Origin of the sequence: Verrucomicrobium sp. 3C (assembly GCF_000379365.1) — a bacterium.
Classification (GTDB): domain Bacteria; phylum Verrucomicrobiota; class Verrucomicrobiia; order Methylacidiphilales; family Methylacidiphilaceae; genus Methylacidimicrobium.
This window is the reverse complement of sequence record NZ_KB901875.1, coordinates 212992-227903: the sequence shown is the minus strand read 5'-3', so window position 1 is coordinate 227903 and position 14912 is coordinate 212992. Positions and strand designations below refer to the sequence as shown.

General features: G+C 65.1%; 14 protein-coding genes and 1 pseudogene. 7 read left to right on the top strand and 8 right to left on the bottom strand.

All coding sequences use genetic code 11. From position 1 onward, the window contains the following. Positions 1-12 precede the first annotated feature (12 nt). Positions 13-1023 carry an XdhC family protein gene (locus A37A_RS15065; protein WP_018289763.1) on the bottom strand — a complete coding sequence of 337 codons (1011 nt, stop codon included), beginning with the start codon at positions 1021-1023 and terminating at the stop codon, positions 13-15. Between the two features lie 103 nt (positions 1024-1126). Then, on the bottom strand, positions 1127-1957 hold the full coding sequence (locus tag A37A_RS0101425; protein WP_040887855.1) for an ABC transporter ATP-binding protein: 831 nt from the start codon (positions 1955-1957) through the stop codon (positions 1127-1129). A gap of 203 nt (positions 1958-2160) precedes the next feature. Here A37A_RS0101425 and A37A_RS0101420 point away from each other — a divergent pair, with 203 nt between their 5' ends. Further along, positions 2161-2937 carry a class I SAM-dependent methyltransferase gene (locus tag A37A_RS0101420; protein ID WP_018289761.1) on the top strand — a complete coding sequence of 259 codons (777 nt, stop codon included), beginning with the start codon at positions 2161-2163 and terminating at the stop codon, positions 2935-2937. A gap of 15 nt (positions 2938-2952) precedes the next feature. Beyond that, the gene (locus A37A_RS0101415; RefSeq protein ID WP_018289760.1) at positions 2953-3660 is read left to right on the top strand and encodes a Uma2 family endonuclease; all 708 of its coding nucleotides are present in this window, start codon (positions 2953-2955) and stop codon (positions 3658-3660) included. Between the two features lie 75 nt (positions 3661-3735). Here A37A_RS0101415 and A37A_RS0101410 read toward each other — a convergent pair whose 3' ends face one another. Further along, a complete protein-coding gene (locus A37A_RS0101410; protein WP_018289759.1) occupies positions 3736-4161 on the bottom strand; it encodes a HEPN domain-containing protein in 426 nt (141 codons plus the stop codon). Between the two features lie 42 nt (positions 4162-4203). After that, positions 4204-4716 carry a nucleotidyltransferase family protein gene (locus A37A_RS0101405; protein WP_018289758.1) on the bottom strand — a complete coding sequence of 171 codons (513 nt, stop codon included), beginning with the start codon at positions 4714-4716 and terminating at the stop codon, positions 4204-4206. A 295-nt stretch (positions 4717-5011) separates the two neighbouring features. Here A37A_RS0101405 and A37A_RS15060 point away from each other — a divergent pair. Next, positions 5012-5368, top strand: a pseudogene (locus A37A_RS15060) (DUF29 domain-containing protein); the annotation flags it as partial. Between the two features lie 11 nt (positions 5369-5379). Here the strand turns inward: A37A_RS15060 and A37A_RS20405 are convergent. From A37A_RS20405 to A37A_RS15050, 4 genes are all read right to left on the bottom strand, one after another. Beyond that, a complete protein-coding gene (locus tag A37A_RS20405; protein ID WP_026195578.1) occupies positions 5380-6135 on the bottom strand; it encodes a hypothetical protein in 756 nt (251 codons plus the stop codon). Between the two features lie 27 nt (positions 6136-6162). After that, positions 6163-6621 carry a hypothetical protein gene (locus tag A37A_RS21060; protein WP_026195577.1) on the bottom strand — a complete coding sequence of 153 codons (459 nt, stop codon included), beginning with the start codon at positions 6619-6621 and terminating at the stop codon, positions 6163-6165. Between the two features lie 4 nt (positions 6622-6625). Beyond that, the gene (locus A37A_RS21055; protein WP_018289756.1) at positions 6626-6892 is read right to left on the bottom strand and encodes a hypothetical protein; all 267 of its coding nucleotides are present in this window, start codon (positions 6890-6892) and stop codon (positions 6626-6628) included. Positions 6893-7010: 118 nt separating this feature from the next. After that, complete coding sequence (locus A37A_RS15050) at positions 7011-7214, bottom strand: hypothetical protein (protein ID WP_018289755.1); 204 nt, start codon at positions 7212-7214, stop codon at positions 7011-7013. A 446-nt stretch (positions 7215-7660) separates the two neighbouring features. Between A37A_RS15050 and A37A_RS0101375 the strand changes: the two genes are divergently transcribed. From A37A_RS0101375 to A37A_RS0101360, 4 genes are all read left to right on the top strand, one after another. Continuing rightward, complete coding sequence (locus A37A_RS0101375) at positions 7661-8452, top strand: NYN domain-containing protein (protein WP_026195576.1); 792 nt, start codon at positions 7661-7663, stop codon at positions 8450-8452. Positions 8453-8651: 199 nt separating this feature from the next. Next, complete coding sequence (locus A37A_RS0101370; protein ID WP_040887847.1) at positions 8652-10298, top strand: NAD(P)-binding protein; 1647 nt, start codon at positions 8652-8654, stop codon at positions 10296-10298. After that, positions 10295-13903, top strand: coding sequence for a pyruvate:ferredoxin (flavodoxin) oxidoreductase (gene nifJ / locus A37A_RS0101365; protein ID WP_018289751.1), 3609 nt, complete (start codon positions 10295-10297; stop codon positions 13901-13903). Before A37A_RS0101370 ends, nifJ begins: the two co-directional genes overlap by 4 nt. Then, positions 13900-14910 (top strand): dihydroorotate dehydrogenase-like protein, encoded by a 1011-nt coding sequence (locus tag A37A_RS0101360; protein ID WP_018289750.1) that lies wholly within the window; start codon positions 13900-13902, stop codon positions 14908-14910. Before nifJ ends, A37A_RS0101360 begins: the two co-directional genes overlap by 4 nt. Positions 14911-14912: the final 2 nt, after the last annotated feature.

Here is a 14912-nt window from a genome sequence, read left to right as displayed (position 1 = left end):
GCGGAACGGAGGCTATGCCGGATCGGGACAAACGCCAAGCTCTCTCGACGCCGATCGAGAAAGGGGTCCGTCGCCTCCGTTCCGCGAGAGCCGGCGATTCTTCACCGCGATCATCTCCGCCAGAATGGCCGCCGCGATCTCTCCGGGATGACGTGTCCCGAGGTCGAGCCCGACCGGGCTGGAGAGCCGATCGAGCTCCTCGGGGAAGAAGTAGGGGGCGAGGCGTTTTCTTCGTTTTTCGGCGGTCGCTCGGGAGCCGAGCGCCCCGACATAGAACGCTTCGGAGTGGAGGGCGCCTAAGAGCGCCATGTCGTCGAGCATTGGATCGTGGCTCAGGGCGACGATCGCGGTCCGCGGGTCGGGAGGGAGAGTCGAAACGACCTTGTCGGGCATGCCGGGAAGGTAGCGCACGCCCGGCAGGGAGGCCGCCGGAGCGAACGCCTCCCGGGGATCGCAGAGGAGCACCTCGTAGCCGAGCAGTTGGGCCATCGCGGCGAGACAGCGCGCGATCTCGCCGGCACCGACCAGCAGCAGCCGCCAGGGCGGCCCGAAGACCGTCACCAGCCGCCCGTTCTCCAGGCGGGTCGCCTCGGCGGGGGTTGCGTCGGTCAATCGGATCGTTCCATCGCACAGATCGAGGATTCGCGTCGCCAGCCGATGATCGGCCGTCCGGGCAAGGATCTCCTCGATCCATTCGCTTGACCGGATCCGCTCGAACACCACGCGGAGCGTCCCTCCGCAAGGCAAGCGGGGATAAGCGGCCTCCGCGGGCCCCGATGCGAACTCGACGACCGTGGGGAAGGGAAGCTCTTCTCCCGCGCGCACCCGCGTGATCCACTCTTCTTCCACGCAGCCGCCGGAGACCGATCCGGCCAGAACGCCATCCGAGCGGATCGCCAACAGCGCCCCGGGCTGTCGCGGTGCTGCACCCGAGGCTTGGGCGACGGTGGAGAGTACGACCCCGAAGCCCGCCCGATGCCAGTCGCGAGCCTGTGTCAACACCGCTAAGTTCGAAGAGTCCATGCCCGAAGTCCTGCCGATGAAGGCAGCCGTTCCCTTTTGTTAACAGAAGCCGATCCGCTTTTCCAAGCCGGGAGGCCTGCCGAAGGAGTGCCCCGCCACCATTTTAGTCGAGCACGGCATCATACCAGCCATCGCGCCGTCGCACGCGGATCGGCAGGCCGAAGGCCGCGCTCAGCGCGGCATCGGTAAGGATCCGGTCCTTCTCTCCCTGCTGGAGCAGTCGGCCATTCTGCAGCAGCAGGACATGACCGATTTCCGGCAGGATCTCCTCGATGTGATGGGTAATGAGCAAGAGTGTCGTGCCCGATGTCGCCAGGGCGCGCAGGCTCTCCAGGAAGCGGCGGCGGCTGGCGAGGTCGAGGCCTTGGCAAGGTTCGTCGAGCAGCAAGGCCCGGGGGCGATGCACCAGGGCGCGGGCGATCAGCACGCGCCTCGCCTCCCCACTGGAGAGGCTGGTCACCTCGCGGCCGGCAAGGTGACCCGCACCGAGCAGGTCGAGGGACTGGACTGCCCGTTTGCGCATCTCTTCGATGACGCGATGGTTGGGGCCCAAGCCCCGCGCGGCGAAAAAGCCGGAGAGCACGACCTCGAAGCTTTCCAGCGGTGGGTCGCCGGTGAAGTCGCCCTCCTGCCCGGGCGAGACGATGCCGAGCAGGCCCCTGAGTTCGGTCACGTGCCAAAGGTCGCGGCCGAAGACCCGCAACCCGCCGCGATACCCGTCGCGCACCGAGGGATAGACCTCGCGTGCGATCAGCTTCACCAGGGTGGATTTGCCCGAGCCGTTGGGTCCGAGAATCGCCGTGTGCCGGCCGGTCGGCACACGCAGGCTCAGCCGGTCGAGGATCCAGCGCTCGCCGCGCTTCACACTGGCTTGGTCGATCTCGAGGAGCGGGCTCTCGAAGACGCCGCCGGGGTGGGCGGGATGGGCGCTCATGCTGAGCATCCTCTCGGCGGAAAGAAAGGTTGGCAAGCCTTGGGCTTGCGATGTCCCAGGGCTCCAGGCTCCAAAGCAGAGCACCGCTCTTCGTCGGCTCCCGTTGACGGCGCAAGAACAACTCTCTATCTCTAGACTATCAGACAATAAACCCGGAAATCGACCCATACATAAAAAAGCGGACACTACTGCGAAAAGCCGCGATGGAACGAGTCCATGAAAGAGTTGTCGAAGCCCAATTCGGCGCTCGCGCCAAAGCCTATGTGGAGAGCGCCGTTCATGCGCAGGGTGCCGACCTTGAGGCGCTGGAACGGATCGTTCGGGATCTTCGCCCCGAGCACGCACTCGACTTGGGAGCTGGCGGCGGGCACGTTTCCTATCTGTTGGCGCCTCATGCCGGCATGGTTTCGGCGGTAGACCTGTCGCCGGATATGCTGACGGCGGTCGCCGCCACGGCGCGCGAGAAGGGATTATCCAACATCGAAACCGTGCCGGCGTCGGCCGAGCATCTGCCTTTTGACGACGGCTGGTTTGACTTCGTGGCCTCCCGCTATTCCGCGCACCATTGGCGTGACCTCGACGACGGCCTGCGCGAGGCGCGCCGGGTACTGAAAAGCGGTTGTCGGGCGGTCTTCATCGATGCTTGCTCGCCCGGGCCTGCTTTGCTCGATACGCATCTGCAGGCCGTCGAATTGTTGCGCGATACCTCCCATGTGCGCAACTATTCGGCTTCGGAATGGGCCGCTGCCTTGACGCGATCGGGCTTCGGCGTGGCCGATTACCGGACTTGGCGGTTGCGCATGGATTTTCCGGTCTGGACAGCGCGCATGTCGATGCCGGAGGCGAACCTGAGAGGTATCCGCGTCCTGCAAGAGGCGGCCTCCGCTGAGACGAAGGCCTATTTTGCGATCGAGGCGGACGGTTCCTTTCTGCTCGACATTCTGTGGATCGAGGCGATAGCAGAACTGCCTCGTAGATGACGTCTGACGCTTGTTGTGACCCACACACAAATTCCGGACACTCTCTCCGGCAAGCCGGATCTTGCCGTACTCCAGCGGCCAGCGTACCGTCGAAACGGAGGTAAGGCGATCTTCATGCCCACGAAGACCTTTGGCCCGCGCACGGTAAAGGATTGGCTCGCGACTCCCGAGGGAGAACATTGGGAGCTCATCCACGGGAACCTCATCATGACGGAGGAGACGGGCGACAACAGCAGGCTAGCGGGAGAGATCGAGTGGGAGATCCGGAAATACTTGGATCCGCATCCTCTCGGTGTCGTCGAGCGCAACATCGCCTTTACTTTCCACGGAACCATTGATGCCGACCGCGAAGGCGTGGTTCCCGACCTCTGCTACATCCCGAACGACCAGTTTGGGAAATGGGAGGGAGAGGCGCATGTCCAGAAGAACGTGATTCCCGCGCTCGCGGTGGAAATCCTCTCCCATTCGACCAGGCAGATGGACCTTGTCGACAAGGTGGAGATCTATCGCGAAGCAGGCGTTCCGGAATATTGGATCTTCGACCGCCATCAGGAAACGGTCCGGATCTACCGCTTTGCCGAAAACCGGGAGAAGCCGGTCACGGTCCACACCTTCGAGGAAACCTTGACGACTCCGCTGCTCCCGGGATTCTCCTTGGAGATGCCGAAGGTCAGGCGGGCCTTGCGGATCGGACGGGAAGCGCGCCGTCCTTCCCGGTTGTAGCCGTTTAGCGAGATGGCGAAGGATCTGGCCCGACGCTTTTTGGCGCCTCTTGTCCAGCCGCTTCTGGAGAGCGGGTTATTCCCCGGCGGGAGCCCGGGGGACCGCTTCCCTCGCCTTGGTGACCACGAAGCCCGCCTCGCGTAGCGCTTGAGCGGCGTCCTCGCGGGTGTAGCTCTCGGTCGGGATGAAATCGATATCCCCGTAAAACGAGAGCTCCCGCTCCTTCCGCAGCCGGGTGGAAATCCGAGCGAGCTCCTCCAGGTGCGCTCGAATGGGTTCGGCCAGCGATTCCCGATGCGCCCGCAAGAGGCCCGAGACGTCGTGCACATGGGGAGGTTCGATTCCCGCCTGGCGAAGGACCGCCTTCAAGGCGAGCTCGACGGCTTCCTGCGCTTCCCGGATCACGTCGGAGTAATCCCGGCTCTCGAGGAGATGGGCCAAGAATGCCAGGCGCGCCTCGGACTTCCGCAGGTAGCTCTGCGCCAGCGACTCTGTCGTCATCGACTTGCGCCTCGATTCATGCCAATCGCAAAACAAAACGGATTAAATATGGATCAGCTCCCCGGGGGCATGCCCGGGCTTGAGCTCCCAGTACCAGGCATTTCCGCTCCAGATCCGTCGCGCTCCGTTGCGCGCCAGCCGCTGCTTCATCTGCCGCAAGGCGGCCTCGAGCACCCGCTGCGGGTCCCAGAGGATTCGCGCATCCTCAGTCATGTCGAAGAGGATGGGGCTTCCCGCCTCCAGCTCCTCCGGCGTCTTGAAAAGCGGCGACCATTCGGTGAGGACCCCGTGCGCCCGCGCCTCCTCGAGAGCGGGAGCGAGCTCCTGCTCGACTGGCTCCCATTCGGCGACTCGGGCCATCCTTCCACGGGGCAGGGGGTCAGCGACCACGAGAAAGTCGATGTCCGAATCGGGCCGCATCTTTGCCCGTCCCACCGATCCGAAGACCGCCAGGGCGAAGAGCCGCGGGCCATAGGCGAGGCGGACGGCCGCCAGAAGCTGCCGCAACAACTCCTCGAAGCATTGCGGAAAGTAGGGGTCGAGGCTCCGCTCCATGGCCAGGATCCTGACACAGCCGCTCCCTGGTGGCGAGGAGATCCCGCGCCGCCGCGTCTCCCTCTTTTAGGGGGGGGAAAGGCTCCCGACCATTGTGCAAGCCGTAGGAGAGCGCTTGTGTAGAGTCGAGGAATGGCGCGGTGCGACCTAGGAATATCGAAGGGGGATCTGCCCATTTTTTGGACAGGCTCCTGCCTGAGGAGCTCTCCCGATCGTCCGTTTCCCCTTGCGTCTCTTCCGGCCGCTATGATCGTCGCTACCTGACGGTGCAGAAGCTTTACCACGGGATTTCTACGCATGGACCGAGGAGACCGCTCGGCTTCTGCGCGAGCGCCGCTTCGCCGAGTTGGACCTGGAGGACCTAATCGAGGAGGTAGAAAGCTTGGGGAAATCGCAAAAGAGGGAGCTGTGGAGTCGGCTTAGAACGTTGATGGAGCACCTCCTCTACATCGCCTATCTGACAAGAGATCCAGAGAGAGAGGGGTACGGATGGAAGGGCACGGTCATTGCGCAGCGAGATGAACTGGCAGAGCTGTTGAACGACAACCCGAGTCTGAAACACAGGTTGGACGAGACGACGGCGGGAGCGTATCTAACGGCCTGCAAGTTACTTTTCGAAAAGTCTGAAGAGATGTCGTTACTTAAATCATAGACAACTATTCACTACCAGGGGAGGTTGTCCACGACGCCGGCCGAACAGCGTTGCCGACGGTTCGCGTGCCGGGGTTTCGCCGGCAAAGCCCAGGTAGCGCCCAATGCCCGCGGTTTCGGGAGCCGAGGCGCGGGAGGCAATCGATTGCCTCCCGACCGGGCATGCGCTGCATGCGCCGCTTTGAGCCTCTTCCGGACGCCCGCCCAGAACGACCATACTTGCTTCGTCCGATTCCTCGCGGGTAGGGCGAAGGTGAGCGTGAGCCGTCCATTGCGGGTCGGCACGACGGCCTCCCGCACGGACGGGCGTTCGGATAGACCCAATCCTCTCCGGGCGACGGCGTAGGCCGCGCCCTGGTGAGAACCGATGCCATGACGGCGCGCGTGGTTGACCGCGCCGATCATGGAAGTGTAGGCCGGGTCGACTACGATCCCCTCGACTCCGGCACGAAAAGAGGCCGCTTTCAGCATCGCGATCGCCTTGGCGTAGACAAAGGAAGAGCGCGCTCGCGCCCGGACGGGATCGACCGCCTCAAGCTCAGCCCTCCTCTTGCGAAGATTTAATCGCTCGATCACGAGCGGCTTGCCCGCTTCGACGCAGGTCTTGGCGATCTCCTGGCATGCATCGCCGATTGCGGCTTTCGCCTGCTCCTCGCTTTTCCCGTAGAGATTCAATCCGATTCGGCGAATCCCCACGAGGTTGCCAGAGCGGTCCGTTTCGGCCAAGGCAAGATGGTCTTCATTGACGTCGATGCCGATCGCCCCCATAAGATGGATCGTCCTCAAGGGGACTGGTTACGCCTCGACGCTCGCGAACACCCGCCACCCCTTCCGGTCCCGCACGAAGCGGTAGCTCACCGCAGATCCCTCCCGCTTGCGGACGAGCTTCCCCGTCTTGGTTTGCCTGGTCACGATCCGGCTGGCGGAGAGCGCCTGGAGGATCGCCTCCTGGCCGTAGGCGAAGCGCACGCCCTCGAGCACCAAGTGCCTGCTCGGCCCGCTTAATCCGTCCGGCAACCGCAACCGCAGCCGCAGGCTGCCGTCCGGGCCGACCATAGCCAGGCAGGACTGGTTGCCCGCCGCCTCGTCCTTCGATCCGAGCACCAAGAACTGGCTGCCGCGTTCCGCCTGCCAATCCTTCTTCCAGTCGGCATGGCTGGCGGATCCGTTCTCTTCCAGGGCAAACTGCTTGCGGAAGAGGCGGCGAGAACCGAAGCAGAGCCGGACCTGTCCGGACTCCCGATCGGAGGTCAAGGCATCAAGCTTGGTCCGTAGGATGGCAAGCCGCCGCTTTTTCCGATGCAGGGCGTTCGAGCCCGGCTTCTTCTCCTCCAGCCGGGCGATCGCCTCTTCTGCTCTTTTGGATGCGCCTTTTGGCTTCCTCGATCCGCTCGGGCCGCTTTTCCTGGATCGAGGCGATCTTGTCTTCGAGCTCGATCCGGATGGCGTTGAACTGCCGGGCGGTGAGTCCGAACCGGCGCAGGAACGACCGCTTGAGATCGTTCCGGGGAACGCCCGCCCGCATTTTGGCGAAGAGGCTTGCGCTCTCGCCCGCCCGTAGAGCGCCGCATAGGCGTCGAGCGACGCCGACTGCTCAGGCGTCACCTTCAAACGGGTCTGGTAGGTGAAAACGGGGAGCTTACTCACGGATCGCTTCGAGTGCTTTCTTGGCGCGGTGCTCGCGTGTAATAGAGGGCAACGCCATCGGGTTGTGCCGCCTCTGCATGCACGATCACGGTTCCGGTCGGCAACTGCTCGACCGGCACGGGCAAACGCTTATCCTTCCCCATTCGCCAAGCCGTCCGATAGCAAATACCCTGCTGCTTGGCCCAGACACTCAACTTCACATGAATATTCTTCAATATACAGCCGTATATGGCGAAATAATTGTGAGCTGCTGTCAACCGCAAGACGGGAAGACGTTTCGGCCCCTGACAAAGGAGGATCTGCCTCAGGTCTGTCCGTGGAACATCGACGAACTCTTGACAGATGGCCTCTTATTTCACGCGCGGCGAGCTCGACCGGCGCAGGGAGTCTTCGAGCTTCCGCGAGCGTTAACCGAAGCCCAGTCCTCATAGCCCGCGAAACGTTGTGGTCCATTGCGCAAGCCGCAGGAGAACGCTTGGGAGAGAGGCAGGCTAGACAAGGAGATAGCGAAAAGCGAAGATCGGCTTTGCGGTGATCGGTGCCCAAAGGCGGGTGGAAGCGGGTGGGAGAGTTCCTCCCGGCTCTGTGTCTGGCCAAACCCTGGCCATGATGAGAAAAGGGGCGTTCCGGTCGTCGTAGTCCGCCGATGAATGCTTCGGATGCAACGATGGCCGTCTTCCTGGATTTGGAAAACATCGCGCTCGGCGCCCGGGAAGCGGCTTATCCCAGGTTCGACATCCAGAAGGTGCTCGAGCGCCTCCTGCTCAAGGGGCATATCGTCGTCAAGAAGGCGTATTGCGACTTTGAGCGCTACAAGGAGTTCAAGCGCGGTCTCCATGAGGCGGCCTTCGAGTTGATCGAGATCCCGCATCTGAGCCAATCGGGAAAGAACTCGGCCGATATCCGGATGGTGGTCGATGCGCTCGACCTCTGCTACACCAAGGGGCACGTCGACACCTTCGTGATCATCAGTGGAGATTCCGATTTTTCCCCCCTGGTCAGCAAGCTGCGGGAAAACGCGAAGACCGTGATCGGGGTCGGTGTCAAGAACTCGACTTCCGACCTCTTCCTCAACAACTGCGATGAGTTCCTCTATTACGACGATCTCGTCCGCGACGCGAAGGAGGCTCAGGCGCTCGCTGAGCCCCGGGAGAAAAAACCTAAGGGGAAGGCCTCGAAGCCGCCCGCCGATAAGGCGTTGCAAATGGTCGTCGAAACGCTGGAAGCCCTGGTCCAGGAGAGAGGCGAGGACGAGCGCATCTGGGGATCGATGATCAAGCAGGCGCTCAAGCGCCGCAATCCGGGGTTCAACGAGCGGGCCTACTCCTTCCGGTCCTTCAACGAGCTTCTTCTCGAGGCCCAAAAGAGAGGGCTCCTCAAGCTCGAGCCCGACGAAAAATCCGGAGGCTATCTCGTCTCTGCCTCCGAGGTTCATTGATCCTTGACCCAAGGGCATTCCGCGCTCCCCGGGGGGGGATGCGGGGTTGGCCGCCTCCAAGCGATCCTTTCTTGATTTCCCGCTCCGACTTGTCCGACGGAGGCATCTTCCGGCGGCGATTGACGGGAAGGAGCCCGTGCGCGATCATGGGCCAGCGCCTCGGAGCATCGCTGACCGGGGCGTGGAAGGTCCCTCCAAGATGTCCAAGCAAGGCGACATGACGTCGGTCATCGATCTGACCCGGGAAAAGGGCACGGGCCCCACTCGGACACGCCGGCCGCTCTACGTCGATCTCTTGCCACCCTGCCGGGCCGCCTGCCCCGCTGGGGAGGACATCCAGGGCTGGCTTGCCCTGGCCCAGGCCGGGAACTACCGAAAGGCCTGGGAGCTCCTCGTCCGGGAGAACCCTTTTCCTGCCGTTCACGGGCGGGTCTGCTACCATCCTTGCGAGAGTCATTGCAATCGGGGTGACTACGACGCCCCGGTCTCCATTCACGCGATCGAGCGCTTCCTCGGGGATCTCGCTTCCGCTGAGGGATGGCCCTTTCCGCAGGCCGCGGCGCCCAGCGGAAAGCGGGTGCTGGTCGTCGGAGCGGGCCCCTGCGGGCTCTCGGCCGCCTACCATCTCGCCCGCCTGGGCCATGCGGTCGAAGTCCATGAGGCGGGTCCCTTGGCCGGAGGGATGATGCACTTCGGCATTCCCGCCTACCGGCTGCCTCGCGAGGTGTTGGCCAACGAAGTCGAACGGATCGAGCGGATGGGGGTCCGCTTCGTCTTCGATCACAAGGTCGAGGATCTCCTCGCCGAAAAGGCGGCGGGCGTCTTTGACGCCGTCCTGGTCGCCATCGGCGCCCAGATCGGCAAGCATGTCGACATTCCGGCCCGGGACGCGGCGCGCGTGCTCGATGCGGTCTCCCTTCTGCACCAAGTGGCCGGAGAGGAGCGTCCCCTGCTCGGCCGGCGGGTGGTGATCTACGGCGGGGGCAACGTCGCGATGGATGCGGCGCGGACGGCCAAGCGGCTGGGGGCCGAAGAAGCCCTGATCGTTTACCGAAGGGACCGCGCCCACATGCCGGCCCGTGCCTTCGAGGCCGACGAGGCCCTTTCCGAGGGGATCCGAATCCGGTGGCTCACGACGATCAAGGAGATCACGGGCGAGGAACTGACCGTCGAGCGGATGGAACTCGGACCCGACGGCCGGCCACGGCCGACCGGGCAATACGATGCGTTGCGGGCGGACGCGGTCGTGCTCGCGATCGGGCAGGAGACAGACAGCCGCTTCCTCCGGCGGGTTCCCGGGATCCTCTTCGGGAAGGACGGGGCGGTGATCGTCGACCAGAACCGGATGACCGGGCATCCCGGCGTCTTCGCCGGAGGCGACGCGGTTCCGGGGGATCAGACCGTCACGGATGCCGTTGGCCAGGGGAAGAAGGCGGCCCGGTCGATCGACGGCTGGCTTCGCGGCTCGGCCTCCGCCGAGCCGGCCCCTCCGCCCGGCGTCTCCTTCGCCATGCTTCATCTGCCGGTCTACCTCGACGTACCACCGGGACGCCAGTCCGAGCGGCCGCTGGCCGCGCGAACGAGCGATTTTGCCGAGGTGGTGGCGGGGCTCTCGGAAGCCGAGGCGCGCCGCGAGGCCGAGCGCTGCTTCTCCTGCGGCATCTGCTTCGAATGCGACAACTGCTTCGCGGCCTGTCCGGAGGACGCGATTCTCAAGTTAGGCCCGGGCCTGCGCTACCGGTTCCTCTACGAGAAGTGCACCGGCTGCGCGGTCTGCTTCGAGCAGTGTCCCTGCCATGCGATCGAGATGATCCCCGAGCCTGCGCCTGCGGGAGGCCGGGCATGACCGCGCGGACCGTGAGAACGCGCCGGGCAATGGACGGCAATACGGCTGCTGCTGACGTCGTCTACCGGACGAGCGAGGTCTGCGCGATCTATCCCATCACCCCGTCCTCGACCATGGCGGAGCTCGCCGACCAGTGGGCGGCCGAGGGACGCAAGAACCTCTGGGGGAGCGTCCCGGTCGTTCAGGAGATGCAGAGCGAAGGGGGGGCGGCCGGCGCCGTCCATGGAGCCCTCCAAGCCGGAGCGCTGACGACCACCTTCACCGCCTCCCAGGGTCTCCTCCTTATGCTCCCGAACATGTTCAAGATCGCAGGAGAGCTCACCCCGACGGTCTTCCACGTCGCGGCGCGGTCGGTCGCCAGCCACGCGCTTTCGATCTTCGGCGACCACTCCGATGTGATGGCGGTACGCCCCACGGGCTTTGCGCTCTTCTGCTCCGGTTCCGTCCAGGAGGCCCACGACGGCGCCCTGATCACGCTGGCGGCCACCCTGGAAAGTCGGGTGCCCTTCCTCCACTTCTTCGACGGCTTTCGCACCTCGCACGAGGTGAACACCCTCGACCTGTTGGCCGACGAGCAGCTCCGGGCACTGATTCCGGACGAGCTCGTCCGAGCGCACCGGAGCCGGGCGCTCAATCCGGAGCATCCGTTCATCCGAGGGACCGCCCACAACCCCGATACCTTCTTCCAAGCCCGGGAGGCGGCGAGCCCCTTCTATTCCGCCCTGCCCCGCATCCTCCGGTCGGTCCTCGACCGGTTCGCCGCGCAGGCCGGCCGACGCTACCGACTCTTCGAGTACGACGGCCCCGAGGATGCCGAGCGGGTGATCGTCCTGATGGGCTCCGGGGCCGAGACCGCCCGGGAGACCGCCTCCGCCCTCCGTCGGCAAGGAGAGCCAGTGGGCGTCCTCCAGGTCCGCCTCTTTCGTCCGTTTGCGGCCGAGGAGTTCCTTTCCGCGCTTCCGCTGAGCTGCCGGTCCCTTGCCGTGCTCGAGCGGACCAAGGAGCCGGGGGCGCCGGGCGAGCCCCTCTTCCTCGACGTGCTGGGAAGCCTCGCCGAGGCCTATTTCCAAGGGAAACGGCCGCATCTCCCCCGGGTCATCGGCGGCCGCTACGGCCTTTCCTCGAAGGATTTGACCCCCGCGATGGCGAAGGCGGTCTTCGACGAGCTGCGGAGGCCCGAGCCCAAGAGCCGTTTTACCGTCGGCATTACCGACGACGTTTCCCAATCGAGCCTCGAGGTCGACCCGGGCTACTCGATCGAGCCGGACTCGGTCGTCCGGGCGCTCTTCTACGGTCTGGGCGGCGACGGAACGGTCGGGGCCAACAAACATTCGATCCAGATCCTCGCCGAGGAGGCCGGCCTGCATGCCCAGGGCTACTTCGTCTACGATTCCCACAAGTCGGGAGCGCTGACCGTCTCCCACCTCCGGTTCGGCCCGGAGCCGATTCATTCCCCCTACCTGGTCTCCTCGGCGAGTGTCGTGGCCTGTCACTGGTTCCCCTTCCTCGAGCGGGTCGACGTTCTCCGCTCGGCGGCGCCCGGGGCGGTCTTCCTCCTCAACAGCCCCTACGGGCCGGAATCGGTCTGGGACCATCTCCCCCGATCCATTCAGCGGCAGATCCTGGAGAAGCGGCTCCGACTCCACGTGATCGATGCCTCCCGGATCGCGCGCGAGGCGGGCCTCAAGGGGAGGACCAACACGGTGCTTCAGACCGCCTTCTTCGCGCTCGCGGGCATCCTCGCGCGCGACGAGGCGGTGGAACAGGTCCGTCAATCGATCCGGAAGGCCTACGGCGGGAAGGGGGAAAAGGTCGTGGCCGCGAACCTCCAGGCGGTCGACCATGCGCTCGCGAACCTCCATGAGGTGATCGTTCCCAAGGAGGCGACGAGCGCCTTCGATCGGCGGCCTTGGATTCCCCCGGATGCCCCCGAGTTCCTGAGGCTCGTGACGGGCCCGATGCTCGAGGGGCGGGGCGACGAGATCCCCGTCAGCCTCTTTCCGGTGGACGGAACCTATCCTTCGGGTACCGCCGCCTTGGAAAAGCGGAATGTTGCCGACTTCGTGCCGATCTGGGAGCCCGCGATCTGCGTCCAGTGCGGCCAGTGCGGCTTCGTCTGTCCCCACAGCGTCATCCGAGTCAGGTATTACGACGAGGCGCGGCTCGACGGGAGCCCGCCCTCCTTCCGTTCGGCCCCGATCAACCTCCGGGGATATCCGGGGGTCCGCTTCACCCTCCAGGTCTATGTCGAGGACTGCACCGGCTGCGGGCTCTGCGTCGATGTCTGCCCCGCCTACAGCCCAGTGGAGCCGGAGAAGAGGGCGATCCATTTGGAGGCGAAGCAGCCCGTCCTGGAAGCCGAGCGGGAGAACATCGCCTTCTTCGAGCGGCTCCCGGTCAACGATCGCTCCCACGTCGACTTTGCCAACGTCCGGGGAGTCCAGTTCCTGGAGCCCCTCTTCGAGTTTTCCGGCGCCTGCGCGGGCTGCGGGGAAACCCCCTATCTCAAACTCCTTTCCCAGCTCTTCGGCGACCGGCTCTTAATCGCCAACGCGACCGGTTGCTCCTCGATCTATGGAGGCAACCTCCCCGTCACACCGTGGGCCAAGAACGGCGAGGGGAGGGGACCTGCCTGGTCGAACTCCCTTTTCGAGGACAACGCCGAGTTCGGCTTCGGCTTTCGGCTGGCGGCCGACCAGCTCCGGGGCCAGGCCGAGGAGCTTCTCCGCGGACTAGCCGGCTCGGTCGGTGAGGAGTTGACGCGGGAGATCCTCTCGGCCCGGCAGATCCAAGAATCGGAGATCCGCGCCCAGCGCCGGCGGCTCGAGGCCCTCCGCGGGAAGCTGGCGTCGCTGGCCGAGACGAGCCCCCACGCCCGAGAGCTCCTCTCGGTGATGGACCACCTGGTCCGCCGCTCCATCTGGCTCGTCGGCGGGGACGGCTGGGCCTATGATATCGGCTTCGGGGGCCTCGACCATGTACTCGCCACCGGCCGGAACGTCAATGTGCTCGTCCTCGACACCGAGGTCTACTCCAACACCGGGGGACAGGCCTCGAAGGCGACTCCGCTCGGGGCGGTCGCCAAGTTTGCCGCCGCGGGGAAGCGGGAGCCCCGCAAGGACCTGGTCCTGCAGGCGATCGCCTACGGCAACGTCTACGTGGCCCAGGTGGCGATGGGAGCCAACCCGCAGCAGACGCTCCTCGCCTTTCGGGAAGCCGAGGCTTACGAGGGCCCTTCGCTGATCCTCGCCTACAGCCACTGCATCGCCCACGGCATCGAGATGGAGCGGGGCTTGCGCCAGCAGGATGCCGCGGTCGCCTGCGGCTACTGGCCGCTCCTCCGCTTCAATCCTGCGATGCGGGCGATCGGCGAGAACCCCTTCCGCCTCGACTCGCCCCGGCCAACCCTCCCCTTCTCGCAGTATGCCAATCAAGAGTTGCGCTACCGAGCGCTCGGGATGAGCCATCCCGCCGACGCCGCAGCCCTCGCGAAACGCGCCCAGACCCTGATCCTCGAGAAGTATCAGATCTACGAGCAACTCGCCGGCTTGCGGGAAGGGAAAGCGCCCGTTCCCGTCGGCGCCGAGGCGCCCCCGCCACGATGAACCTCGCGACCCGTTACCTGGGCCTTTCCCTCCAGAGCCCGCTGATCGCGTCGGCCTCTCCCCTGACCGGGGAACTCGATGCCATTCGCCGGCTCGAAGACGCGGAGGCGGGAGCGGTCGTCCTTCCCTCGATCTTCGAGGAGCAGATCCGGGCCGAGCAAGATCGCTGGGAGCGGCTCACGGCCGCCGGGACCGACAGCTTCCCCGAGGCGCTCAGCTACTTCCCCGATCCGTCCTCCTACCGGGTGGGGCCGGAGCGCTACCTCGAGCTCATCCGGGAGGCGGTCCAGGCGGTCGACATCCCGATCGTGGGCAGCCTCAACGGGGTAACGAGCGAGGGATGGATCTCCTACGCCAAGGGGATCGAGGAGGCGGGTGCCGACGGCCTCGAGCTCAACATCTACTTCTTTCCCACCGATCCTTCCGAGGAGGGCCAAGCGGTGGAGGAGCGCTACCTCCAGATCGTCCGGGCGGTCCGCGCCACGGTCTCGATCCCGCTTTCGGTCAAGCTTCTCCCCGCCTTCAGCTCCCTGGGGAACCTAGCCCGGCGGCTGGTCGAGGCGGGAGCGCAAGGGCTCGTCCTCTTCAATCGCTTCTATCTGCCCGGGATCGACATCGCCGAGCTCCGACTGGTCGACGACCTGATCTTGAGCAGTCCCAGCGAGACGCGCCTTTCCGTCTTCTGGCTCCGCCTCCTCCGCGGCCGGCTGACAGCTTCCTTGGCGGCCAGCAGCGGGGTCGAGAGCGCTCGGGAGGTGATCGAGTACCTGCTCGCGGGAGCCGACGTCGTGATGACGACCTCCGCCCTGCTGCGAGAGGGGATCGGCCGGATGAAAGGCCTGGTTGGCGGCCTCCGCGACTGGCTCGACCGTCACGGATTCGCCTCCGTCGACGCGATTCGGGGTCTCTTGAGCCGGGAGCATCTCGCCAAGACCGAGCCGGCTGCCCGCGCCCGCTATATCGACATCCTCCAGCGCTATCCGGCGGAGCAGCCGTCGAGAGGTTAAGC